16 protein-coding genes and 2 pseudogenes are annotated in these 20,819 nt (G+C 42.4%); 13 read left to right on the forward strand and 5 right to left on the reverse strand.

From position 1 onward, the window contains the following. Positions 1–11 precede the first annotated feature (11 nt). From QFZ80_RS15035 to QFZ80_RS39035, 5 genes and pseudogenes are all read left to right on the forward strand, one after another. On the forward strand, positions 12–2,027 hold the full coding sequence (locus QFZ80_RS15035) for a dipeptide ABC transporter ATP-binding protein (RefSeq protein WP_307559668.1): 2,016 nt from the start codon (positions 12–14) through the stop codon (positions 2,025–2,027). Then, complete coding sequence (locus QFZ80_RS15040) at positions 2,014–3,270, forward strand: MFS transporter (protein WP_307559670.1); 1,257 nt, start codon at positions 2,014–2,016, stop codon at positions 3,268–3,270. Before QFZ80_RS15035 ends, QFZ80_RS15040 begins: the two co-directional genes overlap by 14 nt. A 39-nt stretch (positions 3,271–3,309) precedes the next feature. Next, positions 3,310–5,046: an ABC transporter ATP-binding protein gene (locus QFZ80_RS15045; RefSeq protein WP_307559671.1), complete on the forward strand. Its 1,737-nt coding sequence runs from the start codon at positions 3,310–3,312 to the stop codon at positions 5,044–5,046. Continuing rightward, complete coding sequence (locus tag QFZ80_RS15050) at positions 5,039–6,886, forward strand: ABC transporter ATP-binding protein (RefSeq protein ID WP_373460092.1); 1,848 nt, start codon at positions 5,039–5,041, stop codon at positions 6,884–6,886. Before QFZ80_RS15045 ends, QFZ80_RS15050 begins: the two co-directional genes overlap by 8 nt. Before the next feature lie 402 nt (positions 6,887–7,288). Next, positions 7,289–7,474, forward strand: a pseudogene (locus tag QFZ80_RS39035) (GNAT family N-acetyltransferase); the annotation flags it as partial. A gap of 483 nt (positions 7,475–7,957) precedes the next feature. Here the strand turns inward: QFZ80_RS39035 and QFZ80_RS15055 are convergent. Then, positions 7,958–8,581: pseudogene (locus QFZ80_RS15055) on the reverse strand (IS110 family transposase); the annotation flags it as partial. Between the two features lie 764 nt (positions 8,582–9,345). Further along, complete coding sequence (locus QFZ80_RS15060; protein ID WP_307559673.1) at positions 9,346–9,810, reverse strand: DinB family protein; 465 nt, start codon at positions 9,808–9,810, stop codon at positions 9,346–9,348. Between the two features lie 261 nt (positions 9,811–10,071). Here QFZ80_RS15060 and QFZ80_RS15065 point away from each other — a divergent pair, with 261 nt between their 5' ends. The 5 genes from QFZ80_RS15065 to QFZ80_RS15085 all read left to right on the forward strand — a co-directional run bounded on the left by QFZ80_RS15065 (position 10,072) and on the right by QFZ80_RS15085 (position 13,032). Then, complete coding sequence (locus QFZ80_RS15065) at positions 10,072–10,773, forward strand: carbon-nitrogen hydrolase family protein (protein ID WP_307559675.1); 702 nt, start codon at positions 10,072–10,074, stop codon at positions 10,771–10,773. A gap of 240 nt (positions 10,774–11,013) precedes the next feature. Next, a complete protein-coding gene (locus QFZ80_RS15070; RefSeq protein ID WP_307559677.1) occupies positions 11,014–11,442 on the forward strand; it encodes an NUDIX hydrolase in 429 nt (142 codons plus the stop codon). A 66-nt stretch (positions 11,443–11,508) separates the two neighbouring features. Next, entirely contained in the window at positions 11,509–11,793 is a 285-nt protein-coding gene (locus tag QFZ80_RS15075) for a hypothetical protein (RefSeq protein ID WP_307559679.1), read from the forward strand. A 211-nt stretch (positions 11,794–12,004) separates the two neighbouring features. Continuing rightward, positions 12,005–12,493: an NUDIX hydrolase gene (locus QFZ80_RS15080; RefSeq protein WP_307559681.1), complete on the forward strand. Its 489-nt coding sequence runs from the start codon at positions 12,005–12,007 to the stop codon at positions 12,491–12,493. 104 nt (positions 12,494–12,597) lie between these two features. Beyond that, entirely contained in the window at positions 12,598–13,032 is a 435-nt protein-coding gene (locus QFZ80_RS15085) for a GNAT family N-acetyltransferase (protein ID WP_307559683.1), read from the forward strand. Positions 13,033–13,468: 436 nt separating this feature from the next. On the opposite strand, the gene QFZ80_RS15090 is transcribed toward QFZ80_RS15085, so the two are convergent. Further along, positions 13,469–14,740: an IS110 family RNA-guided transposase gene (locus QFZ80_RS15090; RefSeq protein WP_307559686.1), complete on the reverse strand. Its 1,272-nt coding sequence runs from the start codon at positions 14,738–14,740 to the stop codon at positions 13,469–13,471. Between the two features lie 209 nt (positions 14,741–14,949). Between QFZ80_RS15090 and QFZ80_RS15095 the strand changes: the two genes are divergently transcribed. The 3 genes from QFZ80_RS15095 (at position 14,950) to QFZ80_RS15105 (ending at position 19,328) form a co-directional block, all read left to right on the forward strand. Continuing rightward, a complete protein-coding gene (locus tag QFZ80_RS15095; protein ID WP_307559688.1) occupies positions 14,950–15,495 on the forward strand; it encodes a zinc dependent phospholipase C family protein in 546 nt (181 codons plus the stop codon). A gap of 996 nt (positions 15,496–16,491) precedes the next feature. Continuing rightward, entirely contained in the window at positions 16,492–17,067 is a 576-nt protein-coding gene (locus tag QFZ80_RS15100; RefSeq protein ID WP_047685646.1) for a dihydrofolate reductase family protein, read from the forward strand. 497 nt (positions 17,068–17,564) lie between these two features. Then, a complete protein-coding gene (locus tag QFZ80_RS15105; RefSeq protein ID WP_307559691.1) occupies positions 17,565–19,328 on the forward strand; it encodes a multicopper oxidase family protein in 1,764 nt (587 codons plus the stop codon). A 272-nt stretch (positions 19,329–19,600) separates the two neighbouring features. Here QFZ80_RS15105 and QFZ80_RS15110 read toward each other — a convergent pair whose 3' ends face one another. Together QFZ80_RS15110 and QFZ80_RS15115 are read right to left on the reverse strand one after the other, a co-directional pair. Continuing rightward, complete coding sequence (locus QFZ80_RS15110) at positions 19,601–20,218, reverse strand: hypothetical protein (RefSeq protein ID WP_307559693.1); 618 nt, start codon at positions 20,216–20,218, stop codon at positions 19,601–19,603. Next, entirely contained in the window at positions 20,215–20,670 is a 456-nt protein-coding gene (locus QFZ80_RS15115) for a hypothetical protein (RefSeq protein ID WP_307559695.1), read from the reverse strand. Before QFZ80_RS15115 ends, QFZ80_RS15110 begins: the two co-directional genes overlap by 4 nt. Positions 20,671–20,819 lie beyond the last annotated feature (149 nt).

Raw genomic sequence — 20,819 nt, forward strand, 5'->3', positions numbered from 1 at the left:
AGAGATGATGCATGGAGATGGAAGCGATCAACAAGGAACCGTTATTGCAAGTTCGCGATTTGCACACGCATTTCTCTACAGAGTCGGGGACGGTTAAAGCTGTGAACGGAGTTAGCTTCGAGTTACAACGCGGGGAACGATTAGCGATTGTAGGCGAAAGCGGTTCTGGTAAAAGTGCTATGGCCATGTCTCTCATTCAGCTTATTGCCTACCCAGGTAAAATCGTTTCCGGAAGCGTCAAGTTGGATGGCCGGGAGTTGATTGGAATTAGCGAGGGGAGTCTGAATAAACTTCGCGGCAGTTCGATTGGAACCATTTTCCAAGACCCCATGTCATCATTGGATCCCATTATGAACATAGAAAATCAAATGGTTACACCGATTCGCCAGCACCTTAAGTTAAATGCAAAAGAAGCGCGCCAGCATGCGGTGGATATCCTAAGCAGCGTTGGCATTCCGGATGCAGATAAACGAATATCAGCTTTTCCGTTTGAATTGAGCGGAGGCATGCGCCAACGTGTGATGATTGCCATGGCGTTATCTTGTCATCCCAAAATCATTATTGCGGATGAACCGACGACGGCCTTGGATGTTACGATTCAAGCGCAAATCGTCGAGCTTTTAAAGGAAATGACGGAAATAACCGGCACCGCCATGATGTTCATCACCCATGATCTAGGATTAGTTGCCCGTTTTGCTCAGAAGGTTGCTGTCATGTATGCGGGAAAGATGGTTGAGTTTGGAACGGTTCACGAGATCTTCGGTCAGCCTAAACATCCTTACACGCAAAGCTTGCTACAAACCATTCCAAGCGTCAGTGGGAAAAATCGGGAACGGCTTTTGCAAATCCAAGGTTTTCCTCCGGATATGAAGGTGCCAATTGTAGGTTGTTCTTATAAAGAACGATGTCCGGCTGCCATAGAGCGATGCTATCATGAATCACCTGACCTGATCTTTCGTGATGGCAGTCATTCATCTGCTTGCTGGTTGGAAAAGGGCTTAATGTCCGGACAAAATAAAGATAGAATCGCAACACTAAGTAATCAGGAAAAGGAATTTGCTGCTGTCTCCAAGGCGAGTTCAACAAGCGGCGATCATCGTGTTTCAGAGGTTGTTTTGGAAATTCGTGATCTACACAAGCATTTCAAGAAGACATCGATGCTCCCCTGGAAGAAGGGATCTGAAATTCGTGCCGTCAACGGGATTGATTTGATTCTGAAAAAAGGGGAGACGATAGGAATCGTTGGTGAAAGCGGATGTGGGAAAAGTACAACTGCACGAATGCTGCTCCAATTGGATGAACCCACGAAAGGGAGTATCCAAATGGATGGGAATATCCAGATTATATTTCAAGACCCCTACTCCTCTTTTAACCCTAAAATGAAAATAAGCGATATTATTGCTGAGCCCCTTCATGTTCAGAAAATAGGAACAAAAGAAGAGCGGAAGCAGAAAGTGCGCGAGCTGATCCTAAAGGTTGGCTTGGAGACCTCTTTCCTGGATCGATATCCGAGCCAGTTGAGCGGCGGACAACGCCAACGTGTCGGTGTTGCCAGGTCGCTTGCTTTAAATCCTTCCATCGTTGTAGCAGATGAGCCTACTTCAGCGCTAGATGTCTCTGTTCGAGCGCAAATCATAAATTTGCTGTGTGATTTGAAGGATGAAATGGGACTCAGCTTTGTCTTCATTTCACACGATTTATCCACCGTTCGCTATATCTCAGATACGATTGCCGTCATGTATCTGGGAGAAATCGTCGAATATGGACCAGCCGCAGAAATTTTCATGGATCCAGCACACCCCTATACCAAAGCGCTGCTTGCTGCAGTTCCGATACCAGATCCACAGTTGGAAGAAAGGCGTGACATCAAACTACTTAAAGGCGAATTGCCAAGCCCGGCTAATCCTCCTTCAGGCTGTGCTTTTAGCTCGCGTTGTCCGCTTTCAGAGGAAAGATGTTTACAAGAAAAGCCTAAGCTTAACAACTATTTAGGTTTTAGAAAGGTTTCCTGTCATGTTTACTCCTGAATTTTATCGGAAGTTCGGCATTTTTGGCGGCGGTCTTTTTTTTACCATAACTGGAATGGCGCAGCCATTTTTCACGCTATACGCAGAAGAAATCGGCGCTTCAACGGCTGCGATTGGCTTTATGGTAACCATGCGTTCTTTACTTCCTATCTTTATTGCGATGCCAGTCGGGCAATTAATTGATTCCGTCGGTCCGATTAAAATGCTTAAATATGGAAGTATATTCCTCATATTGTCATTGTTCAGCAATATGATAGCGACGAATTTATGGTTAATGTCGCTGTCTCAAGTATTTATGGGTGTGTGTATCATCATCATGGCGTCTTCATTTCAGGTATTGGTTTCCGATGGTCCTAAAAACGAACGGAATGAAAATATAAAGAAATACTCCATGTGGATGTCTGGTGGAGGGATGCTGGGTCCCTTGATTGGCGGTGCGATCACTTCGTTATTTCTAAACCAACTCTTGGGTTATAAATTTACCTTCGGTATAGCTTTTGCAGCTTCCGTTTTATTTTTTATAACGCTGCTTGTTATTTCCAAAGGGTATCAATTTAAGGGGGATGCAGATCTTGTAAAACCAAGGGATCTTTTTAAGATAAGAGGAATTGCGGATAGCTATATGAGTGGTATTCACTTGACAAGAACCCGTTCTGTTCAGTTTGGTTTGATAGCGACATTTCTGATTATGTATATACAATCGATGTACATGAGCTTTATGCCGCTATTCTTAAAACAGCTGGGTTATTCGACTCTCATCGTTTCAATCATCATATCCGTGAATGGGTTGTCCGGCATGCTGTCCAGATACGGGCTTAGTTGGCTGATGAAGCGAACCCATATGGAACGCATCCTCCTTTCGGCAGGTTTCATTGCTTCAATTTGTGTTGTATTAACGCCGTTTGCAGGGCCGCATATAGTGGGAATGTTAGTTCTGGTTATCGTTTTGGGTGGAGCAGTTGGGATCAATCTGCCCGTCAGTATCATGATTGTTGTTAACGATACGAAGGATTCCGATCGAGGTAAGCTTATGGGGCTGCGCTTGATTGTGAACCGATTCTCACAAATTATAAGCCCAACGATGTTCGGGGTAATGGGACAAACAATGGGTTTATCCATGGCTTTTTACACTGGAGGTGGATTTCTAGTGGTCTCCATGCTAATATTTTCATTGTTTACCTCTATGAAATGGCAGTTAAAAACAATAGGTATAGATCCGAAACCCACAGAAAAGCCGTCATAATGTTTCCTGGTTTTGGGAAGCACTACAGGGGGGAGCCATATGCGATTTTTCAAAAAATATAGAAAAAAATACTGGAAGCTCTTTTCATTTGCCGTTGTATTTTTAATGTTAGAAGCCATGTGTGACCTAATGCTGCCTACGATAATGGCTAAAATCGTGGATGTTGGCGTGGCAGGCAATCAAATGGATTATGTAGTAAGGATGGGCGGACTTATGCTGCTCATTACAACAGTAGGAGCAGTGTCAGCTTCGGGTCGGAATATTCTTTCAAGTCGGGTATCCCAACAGTTTGGAGCTGAGTTAAGAGCGGACCTGTTTAGTAAAATTCAGTTTCTTTCTTTTGAGAATCTTGATAAATTTGATAAAGCTTCCTTAGTGACCCGTTTAACTAATGATGTTATCCAAGTACAAAACTTTGTAAATGGACTCATGCGGGTTTTTATGAAAGCTCCTCTTTTATGTATAGGAAGCTTAATTATGGCCATTCGCCTTAATCCAAACTTGGCCGTTATATTAGCCGTGATCGTTCCGATTGTATGTTTGTTAATCATACTGAATATGAAGGTAGGCTATCCTTTATTTCTAAACATGCAGAAGGCAATGGATCGAGTTAATAGCATCATGAGGGAGTATTTATCCGGTGTTCGAGTTGTGAAGGCTTTCAATCAATTTGACTATGAAGTGGAGAAATTCGGTAAAGCCAATAAAGAATATCAAGAAAGATCCATGAATGCTATGCGAGCAATGGCTGTGTTTGGGCCTACGATTACGTTGACCGTAAATTTTGGGATCATAGCCGTCATTTGGCTTGGCGGGATAAGGGTCAATAATGGTCAAATGCAAGTCGGCCACATTATTGCGTTTACGAATTATATGACACAGATTCTTTTTTCGCTTATGACAATATCCATGGTATTCAATATGTTTGTGAGGGCAAGAGCTTCGACAGGACGGATCGGCGAGGTGCTCGCATTAGAAAACGCGATGAAATGGCCAGAGGGTCATGGAAAAAACACACAGATTGCCGGGAAAGTGGAGTTTAAGGACGTACATTTTTCATATGTTGGGCAATCTGACGGGGCCGTGATCAAAGATATTACGCTAACCATTAATCCAGGAGAAACGATAGGAATAATTGGTTCAACGGGCTCTGGAAAAAGTACTTTAATCAGTTTAATCCCACGCTTCTACGATGCGGTTTCTGGTACGGTTAAGGTGAACGGTGAAGATGTTAAACAATTCAATCCAAGCAATCTGCGTGAGAAGATTGCCATCGTACCTCAGAAAACTGTTCTTTTCTCTGGCACAGTCAGAGATAATATAGGCTGGGGAAAAGAAGATGCGACGATGGAACAGATTGAACAAGCGGCAAAAATGGCCGATGCGCACGAATTTATCTCTTCCTTTCCAGATGGCTATCAAACGAAGTTGGGACAAGACGGTGTCAATGTCTCCGGAGGGCAGAAGCAAAGAATCTGTATCGCCAGAGCCTTAATCAGACAACCTGATATTCTTATTTTAGATGATTGCACAAGCGCAGTTGATGTTGTAACGGAAGCTAATATTAAAGGAGCCATAAAAAAATACGCCAAGAATCTCACTTGTATTCTAATCGCACAGCGGATTACCTCTGTGATGGATGCTGATAGGATCGTGGTCATGGATCAGGGTTATATCGTTGCTACAGGTCAGCATGATGTGCTTATGGAGACATGTACCGTTTATCAGGAAATATTTCAGTCTCAAATGGGAAGGGAGCTGCAGAAGAATGTCTGAAGTGAAGGCTCCTTTGATGACTGGTTTAGAAAGACCTGGGGGCAGGGGAATAAGAGGCGGTACGGTCGTTAAACCTAAAAATTTCAAAGGGACATTAAAGACACTATGGATGTATATTGGGAAAGAAAAAAAATTGCTAACGATTATTTTTATATTTGCTTTAATAGATTCAGCTACTACGTTATCAGGACCCTATTTAATTGGGATTTCCATTGACGCCATGGCAAGCGGATCTGTTAATTTTAAATTGCTCGAAATTGTTTTGATCACATTAACCGTTTCCTATGTCGTCAATGGCATTCTCCTTTTTTCGCAGGGTTGGCTTATGGCTGGCGCATCGCAAAACATCGTGATGAATCTCAGGCGTACTTTATTTGAAAAGCTGCAAAAGCTGCCATTAGCGTTTTTCGATTCTCGTCCGCATGGAGAAGTCATGAGCCGACTGACGAATGATATCGACAATGTAAGTAATTCCTTATCTCAGTCCATTACTCAGTTAATGTCAGGCTCTATCGTCATTATCGGTTCGATAGTTATGATGTTTGTATTAAGTCCTTTGCTTACTTTGGCAAGTCTAATAACGATACCTTTGGTCGGTTTACTTGCCCGCACGATTACCAAGAAAACCAGTCTTTTATTTAAGGCTCAACAAATGCAGCTTGGCAAGCTTAATGGTTACATCGAGGAAACAATTTCCGGCATTCTAGTGGTAAAAGCCTTCAATCATGAGGGAAAGGCAATCCAAGAATTTAAAAAGGTGAATGATGTATTGTGTGAGGCTGGATTGAAAGCTCAGATCTGGTCAGGATTTCTAATGCCTCTGCTAGGAGTAATTAATAATATTGGATTCACTACAGTGGCTATTATAGGTGGGGTTCTAGCCCTAAAGAACCTCATAACGATTGGAGTAATTGCTAGCTTTTTAAGCTACTCCAGACAATTTGTCAGACCTTTGACAGATGTGGCCAACGTGTTTAATTTGATGCAATCCGGCTTAGCGGGGGCAGAAAGAGTTTTTGAAGTACTGGATGAGCAAGAAGAACCTAAAGATTCAGCTAATGCCATTGTATTAGACAATGCAGAAGGTCATGTCGTTTTTGAAAATGTATGTTTTGGGTATCGACCCGGCCTTCCTATCCTGAGCGATGTAAGCTTTGAATCCAGAAAAGCGAGCAGTACCGCATTCGTTGGTCCAACCGGAGCTGGAAAGACAACGATCGTTAATTTAGTGACACGATTCTATGATGTAACAGAAGGCAGAATTTTAATTGACGGTATTGATATAAAAAATTATACAAGAGACAGTTTAAGAAGATGCTTTGGTATCGTGCTTCAGGATACTTATTTATTCTCAGGTACAATCATGGAGAACATTAAATACGGTAAATCCGGCGCAACGGATGAAGAAGTGGAAGAGGCTGCAGTTATGGCAAATGCAGATGTGTTTATTAAGCGTCTCCCGCTTCAGTACGAAACGCTTTTGTCTGAGAACGGTGGAAATCTAAGTCAAGGACAACGACAGCTTTTGGCAATTGCGAGAGTTATCCTCGCTAAACCTTCCGTTCTTATTTTGGATGAAGCAACAAGCAGTATTGATACACGTACAGAACTTCATATCCAGGATGCTTTATTACATATCATGAAGGGACGCACCAGCTTTATCATTGCGCACAGATTGAATACCATTCGTGATGCAGATACGATTATGGTGATTGACCGGGGTGGAATTGCAGAAAAGGGAGATCACGAAGCCTTAATGAACGGGCAAGGGGTTTATTATCACATGTTTTATAACCAATTTAAAAACTTGAGCGAATTTAAGTGCCCAAACTTATTATAAAAAGTTCGATGGCAAACTAATATTGGAATAGTTGTCGGCATTGGATGGAATAGGAACTAAAAGAGTACTAGGAGCTTGCCTCGCGGCAGCTCCATTTTTTTTGTTCAGCGTGCCCAGATCATGTCCTCTATTGCTGATGCAAGGTGAAAAAAGTCCAATATTAAGCTGGGAACATGCGCAAAAGATGGCGATGTGTAGAACTAACACAATGTTAAAACAGTTTCCAGGCTGTGGACATACGATACGAAACGGAGACCCATACGGTTATCAAGATGCAATTAAAAGTTTTTTGAGCATCAACTTATAATTAAAAGGTCATTCTATCGAAAAGAATACTAAGCTAACGAGAAACGATAGTTCAATCAGACAGGGAGCAGACCACCGCGGCAGGTATTAAAAGAAGTCATCGAATTTGGTTTTACCAAAATGGGATTAACTATGATTGATGCGACTGTGGAACCTGAGAATGAAAAATCCATTAAATTAATGAAGAAATTAGGATTTGAAAGAGCACTGGAACCAAGAGACAATTTAATATATTTTTATTTGAATCGAAATAGTTTCGAAGACAGCAGGGCTGAAATGTGATAGTCATGGTTAAGCTCTCTCGGTATGATTTAATTTTCTCACTCAAGCTCGTGTATTCGCAGGATTTCACCCTCCATGAGAATCGGATGACGAAAGAAAGAGAGTTTATTTGGTAAGCTTATTCGTTAGAAGGTGTGCGGGAACAGAGGTGGAGGTAGCCTCACCCAATTCATTCCATATGCTGCACGTATTCTCCACAATGCTCTTAGCGATTTTCACTCCCATGTCTCAACGGGTCAAACGCCCTTTCATTCCTTCGTCACATCTATCTAAGGGGTGGAGGGCGGTCTTTCTAACGGAACGGGTCGGAGCCCTTTTGCGTAACATATCCCGATACTCCGTGCTTTCTTTGTCCTCCTGCGAATACACCAACTTAAGTGAGATATGGTCTAGTTTTAAGCTGCCATTGCAAAGATTTTATCTGGGTTGTAGGCTTCCTGACTGCGTGCAATCCCAACTAAAAGTCGAGCCAACTTTCCGCATAACTTCATGGGGAAACAGGCGAAGGGTTACCAATGCACCCTTGCAAGTTAGTATTTTAAAAACTTGTCTAAGTTCAGGGAACACAGTGTCTACCCAGCGGTGGATCTGATTCACTGCACTTACAAGTCGTTTAACAACCGTTTCTCGATTTGCCATCAGGACGCGTAGCTCTTCATATTCTGCGGAATGGAAACGGACAGGTGAATAATAGCCATTTTTCACCATGTCTGCAATTACAAGCGCATCCTTTTTGTCACTTTTAGATCGTGTATTGTCGCGATTTTCTTTGTTCTTCTTGACTAGGTGAGGGTTAACGAGCACGGCTTCAATCTTTTCGTCTTTAAGCCAATGAGCAAGGCTGAGCCAATAGTGGCCAGTCGGCTCCATACCGACGATCATCTTGTTTAGCTTATACGAAGCTAGCAAGTCACGGATCCAGCGATCAAAAGATCGGAAGCCTACTTCATCATTACTAAATTCCAATGGATTACCCAGAGCAATACCGCGGAAGTTCACAGCTCTGGCAACGGGGATCTCCTGTGCGATATCTACACCGATAACTAGGTGATCCACGGTAATATTTTCAATGAGTTGATTTTGCTTAACTTGTGACTTAAACTTCATAGTAGAGCGACCTCCTGATGTGGGATTTTAAGGGCTGTAGACCCGTTGTGTACTCCCATCTTACAGAGGCGCTCTTTTTTATTCAAACTCCAAATTATTCGTTCCACAGGAATTCTAACGGAGTACGATGGTTCAATAAATTACATCACAAAGCTGCTCGGGGACAACGGCAGCTTTGTTACGTTTACGAGCAGAATTGCTTACCTTTTTTCACATATAAACGTCTTTACAGGTAGGGGTGAGGAAAAATAATGCGAAAGCTTATATCTATTTCACGTATTATGGTCGGTGTTTTATGCTTAATTCTCGGGGGTTATGTATACATTTGGTGGGACTCGATTTTGATGGAAAGTGGGGGACCAGATCATGGCAGTCGGATACTAATGGTTGTACCCAATTTTCTTGCAATGGTACTGGTTGTATTCGGGTTGGTTTTATTAATTCAAGAAATGATAAGATATTTAAGAAAAGCATCAAGAGATAGGTAAAATAAGCTAAATGCTCGGGAGGATAAATTGTTGGAGAATTAACAATCGAACAATGGGAGATATGGGAAAGCACATTTCATGCTCAACTATCCAGATTCTCATTCCCATCGTTTGAATGTTAAATTGCTAAGCTACCCTGAAAGTAGCCAATCACGATGCGAATTTTCATTATTCCGTGGTGCCCCGTGAGGGGCATGGATGGCTAACGAGAAACTATAGTTTAAACAAAACAAGGAGCAGATCTTCGAGGAAGCTGCCCCTTGTTTTATTAAGCTGTTATCCGCTGAGTCGCGCATATAGGATGTAATCCACGGCGGCTGGCTCGAATCCGCCCTCACGGAGCGCGGCGTTGATCTGGCCGCGGTGGTACTGGCCGTGCATAGCGACATGTATCAAAATATCCCGCGCGGATGACTCGAATGGTGCTCCGGCCTGACTACGATACGCGATCGGTTTGTCTAGCCAATCTTCGGGCAGGGCGTCAAGCCAAGCACGGAAACCGTTTCCGTTCGCTTCAATCAGCACAGCACAGGCGGTCAGATCCGCATTATCCACCCATAGCGCGAGACCCTCACTGCTCTCGCCGCGCAGCCGGTACAGCCAGATGCTCTCCGCATGGAGCAAGTGCAGGAACAGTGTCGCTGCCTTGACTACTTCGTCTGCTGGCGCGGCTTGCAGCGCATCGTGCAGACGGCGGTTCGCCCAATCCATGTGAGCGAACAAGTTTTGAATCGTTTGCATGACGTTTCGACCTCTATCGTCCCTTGATCTCTTGCCTCTTTCCCTTTTATCGTATCATGTACGGGCGCGATAGCCAACGTCCTTGCGCGCAGAGCCTGCTGGCGATCTGGCTTACCAGGTTTGATCGGCTATCTTTTCTGATCTAAATGGGCAGGATAGCGTAGTCACCTGGCGAATACCTTGGTATGGGTACTTTGTGATTACGGAGGTAATAACAATGAGAATAGCGGTGGCTCAAATAGGCCCCAAAAGGGAAGCATCTTGAATAATATCGAAAAACATAAAGCACTTATCTCTCTTGCAATATCTGGCCAAGCAACTGCAATCTTTTTCCCAGAGCTATCTGTGACGGGTTATGAACCAGAACTTGCAAAGGATTTAGCAACAGATCAACATGATCTTAGATTTGATGATTTCCAGCACATTAGCGATAAACATCTTATTACCATCGGGATCGGCGTACCAACGAGATCCATCTCAGGTAGTCTCATCAGCATGATAATCTTTCAACCGAACCAATCCAGACAAACGTATTCGAAGCAAAAATTACATGTCGATGAATTCCCATACTTCGTTGGTGGCCATGAACAAATTATATTGACTCTTGATGGTATAAAGATTGCTCCAGCCATTTGCTATGAGTCTCTGCAGATAGAACATGCAGAACTAGCAAATAAGCTGAGGGCAGACGTTTACCTTGCGAGCGTAGCTAAGTCTCAAAATGGAGTCGGCAAAGCAATGAGTCATTACCCGCACATCGCAAAAACATATTCAATGACGGTTTTGATGGCAAATTGTATAGGGCCTTGTGACAATTTTGAGAGTGTTGGGCAATCAGCAGTATGGAATAATCAAGGACATTTAGTTGATCAGCTTAATGATACAACCGAAGGAATTATCATATTTGATTCAGAAACACAAACACTCATAAAGAAACAATATTTAGATGTGTCTAACTGCTAAACGACCGAGTTACATAGAGGCTTAGTTTAGATTGTTCCTTTCTCATACATGGGTTTAGGAGTCTTAGTTCATTGCGCTAACGGAGAACGATAGCTCCATAATATTGAAATATCTAGGCTGCCGGTGATTCACTCGGCAGCCCAATTCAGCAAACGGGCAGATTAGCGTGGTGAACTATAAACTTTTTCCACTTATTTCCGTCTATAATTAAGTAGTCAATAATCATAAGGGAGCGTCTCTTTGCCTAAGTTAATTGGTGCAGCAGCAGTTATTTTGGATTCTGAGGGAAGAGTATTATTGGTAAAACATAGCTATGGCAAAAATAATTGGGATCTGCCTGGAGGAAAAGCTGAAGAGAATGAGTCAGCGGAAGAAACTGCAAAAAGAGAAGTTCATGAAGAAGTAGGGTTAGAAGTCGGAATTGGGCAATTAACTGGTATATATTACGATCCGAACTATGACATGCATCATTTTGTTTTCATTGCGAATAACGATAATAATCAAATACCTCAGCCAAGCTCGCCTGAAATTTTAGAATGCAGATTCTGCTCAAGAGATGAACTTCCTAAACCGATTAGTGATTTCACATGTAAGCGTATTGAGGATGCATTAAATCATGAAAGACAGCATCTTTTCCATACTGTGGGACCAAGACAGTGGATTGAATAATAAGTTGTTCAACTAAGTTCAATATCTATAGTAACCAGGATAATAATGTACGAGAGGAATGATACAATGTCGATTTCAAAGAGAAAGCAGATTTGGATTATATCCATCACGACATTGTTAGTGATTTATTTGTTTTTCTTTCCCAATCCAACGGCGGAATTAGCGGTTAGGAAGCATTTATTCTTCTCTCTTCATCCAGTAAAGGCTTTCAGTGTTCAAGTTAAGGTGACAGGAAGCACATCGTTTGGTGGAGCTGAATTATTCTTTGTTAATGAAGTTTCAAAATCATTTATCTGGGTGAAGAAAAATTGGTTAGGTTATCGTGTGATTGCTGATGGAAGAGGACCATGATTTTTTCGAACAAACTGCTGTCAAATGCCCGTTCAACTAACGAGAAACGATAGTGGAAGAGGAGCTGCCTTGAAGCGGCTTCTTTTTGGCTTTCATTCAAGTAACGGGCAGGTTACTGTAATGACGAGAGGATTTAATAGCTTTTATGGAGGGATTATTGGGAGAATCTAGAAATTTATATGGAAGAAAAGGAAGGGTGCTGTGATGACGTATGTTTTTAGTTAATTCTCGTGCAATAATTGAAAGAACTTTGGATGGAACAATCGAAATTGTAGTTCAGACACGAAATAAACCTGGTGAATCTCAACGGATTGAACTTCCTGGTGGGAGAATAGAACAATACGAATCGTTAGTAACAGCACTTATTAGAGAAGTAAAGGAAGAGACCGGGCTTGAAGTAGTAGAAATTGAAGGTGAGGATACAAGGATTGATACAGTGGGTATCGATCCAAGTTTTGAAGTGGAATGTATAAAACCCTTCGGGGCTTATCAGACCATTAGTGGACCCTTTGATTCGGTTGGTGTGTACTTCCGTTGTAAAGTACAAGGTGAGTTATTAAAATTAGGTGATGAAACTAAGAACCCAAGATGGATTACCGTAGATGAATTAAGACAACTAATGAATGAGGATCCCCTCCAATTTTCCAATGTAGACAGAGCAGGAATTATATTTTACTTAAAATATATTGAAATGATGTAAAACTATACTAACATGTGTTCAGATTCACTATCGGATAGTTAGGAGGTATTTTTAAAATTGAAAAATGTATTTATAGTCATTCTAGAGGTTACCTTAGAGAATGGTTGCCCTGGGTTGATGGGACTCTAAGTGTCGAGAATACGAATTCCTTTATACAATTCTGTCAAAACCAACATGCTTCTAACAATGGATTCAATACAGGCATATGGTTTAAAGGGGAAATCGTAGGATGTATCGGCTATCACTCAATTGATTGGGCTAATAAAAAAACCAGTATTGGTTACTGGCTAGGTGAAAAATTTCAGGGTAATGGTATCATGACAAAATCTTGCAAAAGATTAGTTGAGTATAGCTTTAACGAATTAGGATTAAACAGAGTTGAAATAAGATGTGGGGTTAAAAACCTAAAAAGCAGGGTGATTCCAGAAAAATTAGAGTTTACTAATGAAGGTCGTATCCGGGAAGCCGAATGGTTATATGACCATTACATTGACCACATTGTATATGGCATGCTAAGAAGTGATTGGAACTTCCTATAATGCCCTACAAAGTGCAGGATGCAAAGATATATTGAAAAAAAGTAAGGCATTCAACTCCCTCGGTACGATTCAGTTTTCTCACGTATACTCGCTTATTCGCAGGATTTCACCCTTGTTAGAAGAGAAGAAAGTTAGGAAGAAAGCCCCCGCTGTAGACCTTGGCAACATGAAGACGCAGTGAAATAAAGGCTGAGGTAAACAACCCATATATTTCCATATACTGCACGTATTCTCCACGCCGCCCCTGGAGGTTATCACTCCCATGTCTCAACGGGTCATTGCCCTCGCATTCCTTCGTTACGCCTTTCCAAGGGGTGGAGGCCGGTCTTGCTAACGGTACGGGTCGGTGCCCTTTGGTTGAATACACCCGGTACTCCGTGCTTTCTTTCAAATCCTGCGAATATGACAATCTACGTGTAACGAAACGGTATTACGGTTAAGCCGCTTGCTGAAGGGGCAGAGCTTTATGTGGGATGTAAGCTTGACCAGTACGTGCCATTCCAACCAAGATTCGAGCCAGTTTGCCACATAATTTCATGATGGATCTCATTTTCTTCATCTTCCTTACGTGTACATTGTGTGCATGAACCGCCTGAAACTCTGAATTGTTCCTCACGAGACCCATGGTCATCATAAAGATGTAGCGACGAAGGCGAGATCGCCCACGCTTGCTAATCTTCATTTGCCCAACCCATTTGCCTGAACTTGCTTCTGCTAGATTGAGTCCGGCATGACGTAACAGGGCATTTCCGTGAACAAAACCGCACAAATCACCGGCCTCACCAAGAATACCAGCTAGTGAAATGGCACTAATACCTTTGACGGCAAGCATGGACTTTGCGAAGGGAATGCGGTCTAGTACGGAAACAATCACCTGTTCTACGTCCTGCAGTTGTGCACAAGCAAGATCATACTCTACGAGCAGTTGTTTCAAATGAAGCTTGTAAGCCTGCGTAGCTTGTCTAGAACCAACAGAACATCCAGCCAGCAAGATTAGAGCACGAGCCCTTCGCTCGCCACAGTGCCGTTTCATAAGCGACTTCCAGCCCCTAATCAGGTCTTGTGGCTCTAATTTACCTAACTCTGCTGGTGTTGGGAAAAGACGAAGTATGGCCAAGGAACCGGTACACATCAAGTCATTAAATACCTGACGCAGCTCAGGAAAAACAACGTCAACCCAGCGATGAATTTGGTTTTTCGCACTTACGACTCGTTTAACCACAAAGTCCCGGTTCGAAAGTAAGACGCGGAGCTCTTCGAACGCCTCAGAAGTAGTATGTGTAAATGAGTAATACCCATTTTTCACCATATCAGCAATGACAAGAGCATCCTTCTTATCGCTCTTTGAGGGCGTATTGTCACGGTTTTCTTTATTCTTTTTCACGAGATGAGGATTCACCAAGACGACTTCAAACTGTCGTTCTGCAAGCCATCTGGATATGTTAAACCAATAATGTCCAGTTGGTTCCATACCAACAATGGTCTCACTTAAGTTATGAACTGAGTGTAGCCTTTGGATCCATTGAAGTAGGTTCCCGAACCCATTTTCGTCGTTAGAGAAGGACAAGGGTTCTCCAATGATAATGCCGCGAAAGTTCACAGCACGGGCGACATGCGTTTGCTGAGCAATGTCGATCCCTACGACCAAATGCTGAGAGGTAATTTTTTCAATGAGTTGATTTTGTCTTGCTTGCGATTTAAACTTCATAATAGAGCGTCCTCCTGGATGATGGGATTTTAAGGGCTATGACCCGTTGCGTACTCCCATCGTACCGAGGCGCTCGTTTTTTTGCAAAGCTCAAAATTAACGCTCTACAGGAATGCTAACGGGGACGATAGTTAAACGCAGAAGGGCTGTCAAGTGCAGCCCTGGTAAAATTAAATTAGATGATACTCAAAACAGGGAGGCCTCCTCATATGCTGTGGCCCATGATACATTTCTCGATAGCTTATCGAATGTTTGACGGTTATCCTAACAAAGATTTTCTGCTAGGAAGTATTGCTCCTGATGCTGTGCAGTTCAGGGAGAGCGATAAGTCCTCAAAGGCAATAGCACATTTACACAATAGCAGAGGGAATTACCCCGATTGGTCTGGACTAATCGACTTTTATAAAGCTAAGGTTAATATCTATAGAGATGATACATATAAAATGTTTCTTCTTGGGTATATCAGTCATATAATTGCAGATGACCTATGGGTTAAATATAAGCGTGAAATAAGTGGTTCAGATAAAAGCATCTTAGAGAAAATATGGATTGAAGAAAATCAGTATGATTTCAACCTAAAACGAACAACTCCATGGCGTGATCTTGTGGAAAGCCAAGTGATAACTGCAACACTTTATGAATTAAGCGGCATATATAACTTAAACGAGCTAGATAAGTGGAGACGGCAACTATTTATTTGGCTGCAAGAACCTCAAAATGGGCCGCTCATAGATAATCAATACTTAATAGCGTAAGCAGGCTGCCGGCATAATCGACAGCCTGTTAAAACTAAAGGGCAGTAGAGCGTGGCGGAAAGTCAGCCACGTAACTTTGAAGTATTCGGCAGGATAATTGAAAAAGGCAGCAACATTCGTGAGGAGTTCCACGTCTCATACTTAATTGACGGGTTTGGTAGACGAGTTAATATTAACCAGGGACATACAAATAACTGAAATTACTAACCAAAGTAATAATGGTAAAGCTTTTAATAACGGAACAGCAAATGAACTGGCAGTCGGCACAAAGATCTTTCGTGTCAAAGAGCGAAATGACATATTAATAGCTGAAACAGAAAGAGGAGACATTAGAATTTATCAATTAGTTGAAGGATAATATTATAGCTTCTCAAGAAGCAACTATGCTAACACTAAAATTAATCCTTGGACTATAGCTTAATAAACAACAAAGAAGCGGCTGCCGGCATGGATCGGCAGCCGCGTTATGCTAACTGGCAGTAGAGCTTAGAATCACAAAACTCCACAAAAGAGCAATAATTCCATTTATTACCGAGCATGATGTTGCTATACTGTTTACTTAAGTGGAGACGTAATTGAAGTGAAAGGAATTATTGATACATTCTCTCTGCGGTTATCAGCGACATGTCTCTTTTTAGCTCCATCGATTGAAAGTGAACTTGACGAAAAAGATGATAAGTGAATGATAGCCGAGAAGGTAAAGAAAAAGGGCTCGTTTGGCACTTAACAAAGAGGTGCTTTAATTGAAGAATATTGATGACAGGCGTAGGGTACTTATATTATTTTCGATTATATTATCGACCCTCATAGTTACATCAATAATGTCAGAGTTGGTTTCCTTGTGGCAGTGGTTCTATAATGCTGGTTACCACATTGGTGAATTAAAAAAATAATACGTCCCGGCCAGGCTTAGCAATCCATAAGAAACAATCCAAGCTGAAATGTGCTAAAATGTAACTAATGTAGACATCCCTCATGAACAAAGGAGCACTGAAAATGAGAAAACTCGTTCTATTTTTGCACGCATCGCTTGACGGTTTTGTAGAAGGGCCAAACGGTGCAATGGACATTGGCTGGATTTCCTACGATGGTGATTTAGAGAAATACGCGAAAGAAATTCTAAGTACTGCCGACACCGTCATTTGGGGACGAGGGACTTATCAATTAATGCACGGTTATTGGCCATCTGTGCCTTCGAACCCATCAGCTTCGCAGCATGAACGGAATCATGCCGAGTGGATCGATAAGACAGCCAAAATCGTTTTTTCCACGACGCTGGACAAAGTCGAATGGAACAATTCCAGACTGGTGAAAGAAGATGTCGAGGAAGAGATCAAGAACCTCAAACAGCAGCCAGGCAAGGATATGGTCATCCTCGGCAGTCCTAGGATCGCACACCACCTTATGCAGCTTGATTTAATCGATGAGTATAAAATTACGGTTTCTCCCGTCCTGATCGGCAGCGGGTTGCCGTTATTCCAAGGTCTCAAGGAGAAGGTCAATCTTAAACTTATCGAAAACAAGACCTTTGATTCTGGAGCCATAGGTCTCGTTTACCAGTCGGTTAGATGACCTTTGTCTCCTAAAATAGATTACGCTAACGAGGAACGATAGCTTAATAAAGACATAACGGCAGCCGGCAAAGATCGCTCGGCTGCCTTTGTTCACCTAACTGGCAGGATAGTTTAAACAACGTTTGACGAAATGTCCCCTTTAATTACCAAGGCAGGAACATGCAACTAATAGAACAAATGAGTCGTATAAAAAGGTAACCTGTCGGATGACAAGAACAAGTCCGAATCAAGTCCGCGTAAATCGCGGGCTTTTTAATTAATCGGATCAAGTTCTTGTCAATTGGCAATGTCAAGAACTTGATCCGATTGCCGATTTGTGACAAGAACATTGTCCGATTGCCGACAAGATTAAAAGGGCGCGTTCAGCTAACGGGCAGATTAGTTTAATAAGGTCAATTTAATTTTTATTAAACAACTTATAAAACAAGGTGGAATTAGATGGGCGCGAAATGCTCCTTTCCTTCATATACATGACATGGAGAGGAGACGATGAATATGGTAAAACCTTTAGATCCTAAAAGGATTCCTAAATACGTAAATCAGCTCGTTATCACACCGGTATATATGCCTACTGTCCTAAGACAGCCTAAAACTGGTCAAGTGATAGGGCATGCATATAAAATTAATGCGAGTGAATTCCAGCAGCAAATCTTACCGCCTGGATTCGGTTCAACAAAAGTTTTTGGTTACGGTGGTATGATACAGGACCCGCACACAGGAAGAACCGTTTACTATAAAAGCGCTCCAGGCCCCACTTTTGAAGCCGTTCGAGGAATTCCTGTACATGTTCAATGGATAAACAACATTGCTGGTCCCCATTTTCTCCCGGTTGATCCGACACTCGATTGGGCAAATCCAAATTCCATGTCAGTTCCTATTCCACCATTTCCATCATTTCCACCAGGATTTCCCCTAGCACAGCAATCTGTACCTATTGTCCCTCATTTGCACGGAGGAGAGAATCCATCTTATTTTGACGGTTATCCTGATGCTTGGTTTACTTCAGATGGAAGAACTGGCATGGCATTCATAACGAATAACTACACCTTCCCCAATGTACAACAGCCTACAACACTTTGGTATCATGACCATACCATGGGAATCACTCGTTTGAACAATTACGCAGGACTCACAGGGTTATATGTGCTCCGTGATATGAATGACCCCATCACCCCATTTCTTCCTAGAAGAGAAAATGAGATTCCACTCATCATTCAGGACCGATCTTTTCATACTGATGGTTCTCTTTTCTATGATCCTGTGGGGGCTAACCCAAGTATTCATCCTTACGTGCCACCAGAGTTTTTTGGAAACACGATAATGGTAAATGGAAAGGTGTGGCCGAACCTTAATGTCAAGCCTCAACTATACCGTTTTCGTGTTCTGAATGGTTCAAACGCACGTTTTTATCATTTACAGCTTTCCAATCAACAGAAGTTTATCCAGATTGGCAGCGACGGAGGTTATTTGCCTCAACCTGCAGAACTTTCCTCACTCATGATTGCACCAGCAGAACGAGCAGATATCCTTATTGATTTCTCATCTTTAGCTCCTGGTACGACCGTTATTTTAAGGAATACTGCTACTTCCCCTTTCCCTGATGGAGCACCGGCGGACCCGGAAACGGTTGGTCAGATTATGCAATTTACAGTCACAAATGATACAGTCTTACCGCCAAAAAAATTGCCGTCTGTTCTGAACAACATCCCGCAATTAAAGCCAACAATAACGAGATTGTTGACTTTATTCGAACAGGAGGGTCCTAATGGTCCCCTGAAAGTTACGTTAGATGGCCAACTGTGGGGAAATCCTGTTTCTGAACTGCCTCGGGCAGGAACCACAGAAGATTGGCAAGTTGCAAACCTTACCACGGACACTCATCCCATCCATCTTCATCTCATTCAGTTCTTGCTTGTTAGCCGCCAGAAATTCCGATCTGACGATTATTTAAAAGACTGGCAGAAACTAAATCAAACGACACCTCCCGGAACCCCACCTTATTTTGTTAAGCCCAAGGTACCGCCGATTGACCCGTATTTGCAAGGTCAGCCTATTGCCCCACCACCCAATGAGAAAGGCTGGAAGGACACTATACAAATGAATCCTGGAGAAGTAACGACGATAAGAGTTCGGTTTACGTCCCAAGATGGAAGTCCCTTTCCATTCGACCCTAGCCTTGGGCCTGGATATGTATGGCATTGCCATATGCTCGAACATGAGGATAATGAAATGATGAGACCGTTAAAGGTATTGCCTTAAGATGAGTCCGTAACTTACGTGATTCCGCTAACGGGACACGATAGTTCAATGGGTGAACAAATCAAGCTTATTTAAGAAGATATGGTTGTAGCGAAGAAGTCCTTGAATACCAAGGACTTTTTCATTTTGGAAGCATAAATTTGCGGTGGTGATTTGGAAAACAATTTCAGGTTCGGAAAGGCAAAAACCCGCTCACTGAGCGGCTTTTAGTATGGAGGGGAGGGGGCGAACACCTGTCCGAAAACCGCCACACAGGCTTCTACGGGGTGTAGTCACAGTTTTGATGTCACCGAGCGCTCGCCCCGTCTCGTCCACCAGATTAAGCGGGGGGGGATTTTTCTTTCAATCGAACGTAACTGCTGACCTTCAAGTTTGGCAAGTGAGCTCCCTTTTTTTGTGTAGTAATCAACGATGAGAAAAAAAAATGTTTGCAGGGAGTAGAAAATAAAATAAGCGAGCGCGGAAAAAGCGAGGTTCCAACTCTTATACTGGAACACCTCGAAAACAACGGCAAGCCTCTCAAAGAACACGGACATCCCGACCCACATTAGTAGATATGAAAGTAAAGCGGCAGACTTATGCTTAAGCTCGAATCTCACAAAAAAATGCGCAAAAATATACCCGTAAATCCCGTAAATAACCGTATAGATCAAAAAATCGTACAAATCATACTTCGGCGTATCCATCGTATCATACAGGTCATACGGGTATTTTATACCAAGCACTTTGTCGGCCATTTTTCCAATCATGATGTTGAAAAGCATAGTCAACACGATCTGATGAATCGGCAACTTTTTAGGAAGGCAGGCAAAAACTAGGGACAGAAAAACGAGAACGATATTTACGAACCATTCGTTGGCGTTATAATGTTCAGGCAGTTTGAGAATCATCGATGCTTAACCTCCCTGGGCAAATACCTAACAAATACATGCTGCGCAGCCACACATACCGCAATAAAAGAACTCCATAATAGAAGTGCTTGCCATATTACCCAGCGCTCATGCTTCCATACCCCTGCCCAGTCTGCTCCATATTCCGCCCCTGCCAGCAACAGGATAACGCTTGCACTGGCTACGACTTTGCTGACATGTAAAGTGACATTGCGATATATATTGATAAAACCGATAGTAATCACAGGAACAAATACTACTTGGAACAGCATAGAGCACCAGAACATTTGGAGTTGCTCAGTCAGTTTTATTCGATTCAGATTAGAAAAGATGATACTAACCGCATCCATTGGAAGAATCGCTGCGATTAGCGAAAGAAAAATGAAGAGAAGCGGATCTAATCGGTTAAATTTTACGACTACAACAAGCATAACTAACACAAGGATAAGCATAATGGTAAGTACCAGGGTAATCCCCCCTTTTTAAAAGTCATTATAATTCCACATTTATATTATTGGCTTTTGCATCTTCTACTAAACCTTTGCATGGGGAACCCTACCTACAGAAAAATGAAAAAACGGACACGCTTGAGGTGCCCGTT

The organism is Paenibacillus sp. V4I7, from assembly GCF_030817275.1.
In the GTDB taxonomy this organism is placed as follows: domain Bacteria; phylum Bacillota; class Bacilli; order Paenibacillales; family NBRC-103111; genus Paenibacillus_E.

Bases quoted from the DNA above. Each gene is read 5' to 3' on its own strand.
- QFZ80_RS15035 (WP_307559668.1), top strand. From the start codon at position 12: ATGGAGATGGAAGCGATCAACAAGGAACCGTTATTGCAAGTTCGCGAT.
- QFZ80_RS15040 (WP_307559670.1), top strand. From the start codon at position 2,014: ATGTTTACTCCTGAATTTTATCGGAAGTTCGGCATTTTTGGCGGCGGT.
- QFZ80_RS15045 (WP_307559671.1), top strand. From the start codon at position 3,310: ATGCGATTTTTCAAAAAATATAGAAAAAAATACTGGAAGCTCTTTTCA.
- QFZ80_RS15050 (WP_373460092.1), top strand. From the start codon at position 5,039: ATGTCTGAAGTGAAGGCTCCTTTGATGACTGGTTTAGAAAGACCTGGG.
- QFZ80_RS15060 (WP_307559673.1), bottom strand. From the start codon at position 9,810: ATGCAAACGATTCAAAACTTGTTCGCTCACATGGATTGGGCGAACCGC.
- QFZ80_RS15075 (WP_307559679.1), top strand. From the start codon at position 11,509: ATGTCGATTTCAAAGAGAAAGCAGATTTGGATTATATCCATCACGACA.
- QFZ80_RS15080 (WP_307559681.1), top strand. From the start codon at position 12,005: ATGTTTTTAGTTAATTCTCGTGCAATAATTGAAAGAACTTTGGATGGA.
- QFZ80_RS15090 (WP_307559686.1), bottom strand. From the start codon at position 14,740: ATGAAGTTTAAATCGCAAGCAAGACAAAATCAACTCATTGAAAAAATT.
- QFZ80_RS15095 (WP_307559688.1), top strand. From the start codon at position 14,950: ATGCTGTGGCCCATGATACATTTCTCGATAGCTTATCGAATGTTTGAC.
- QFZ80_RS15100 (WP_047685646.1), top strand. From the start codon at position 16,492: ATGAGAAAACTCGTTCTATTTTTGCACGCATCGCTTGACGGTTTTGTA.
- QFZ80_RS15105 (WP_307559691.1), top strand. From the start codon at position 17,565: ATGGTAAAACCTTTAGATCCTAAAAGGATTCCTAAATACGTAAATCAG.
- QFZ80_RS15110 (WP_307559693.1), bottom strand. From the start codon at position 20,218: ATGATTCTCAAACTGCCTGAACATTATAACGCCAACGAATGGTTCGTA.
- QFZ80_RS15115 (WP_307559695.1), bottom strand. From the start codon at position 20,670: ATGCTTATCCTTGTGTTAGTTATGCTTGTTGTAGTCGTAAAATTTAAC.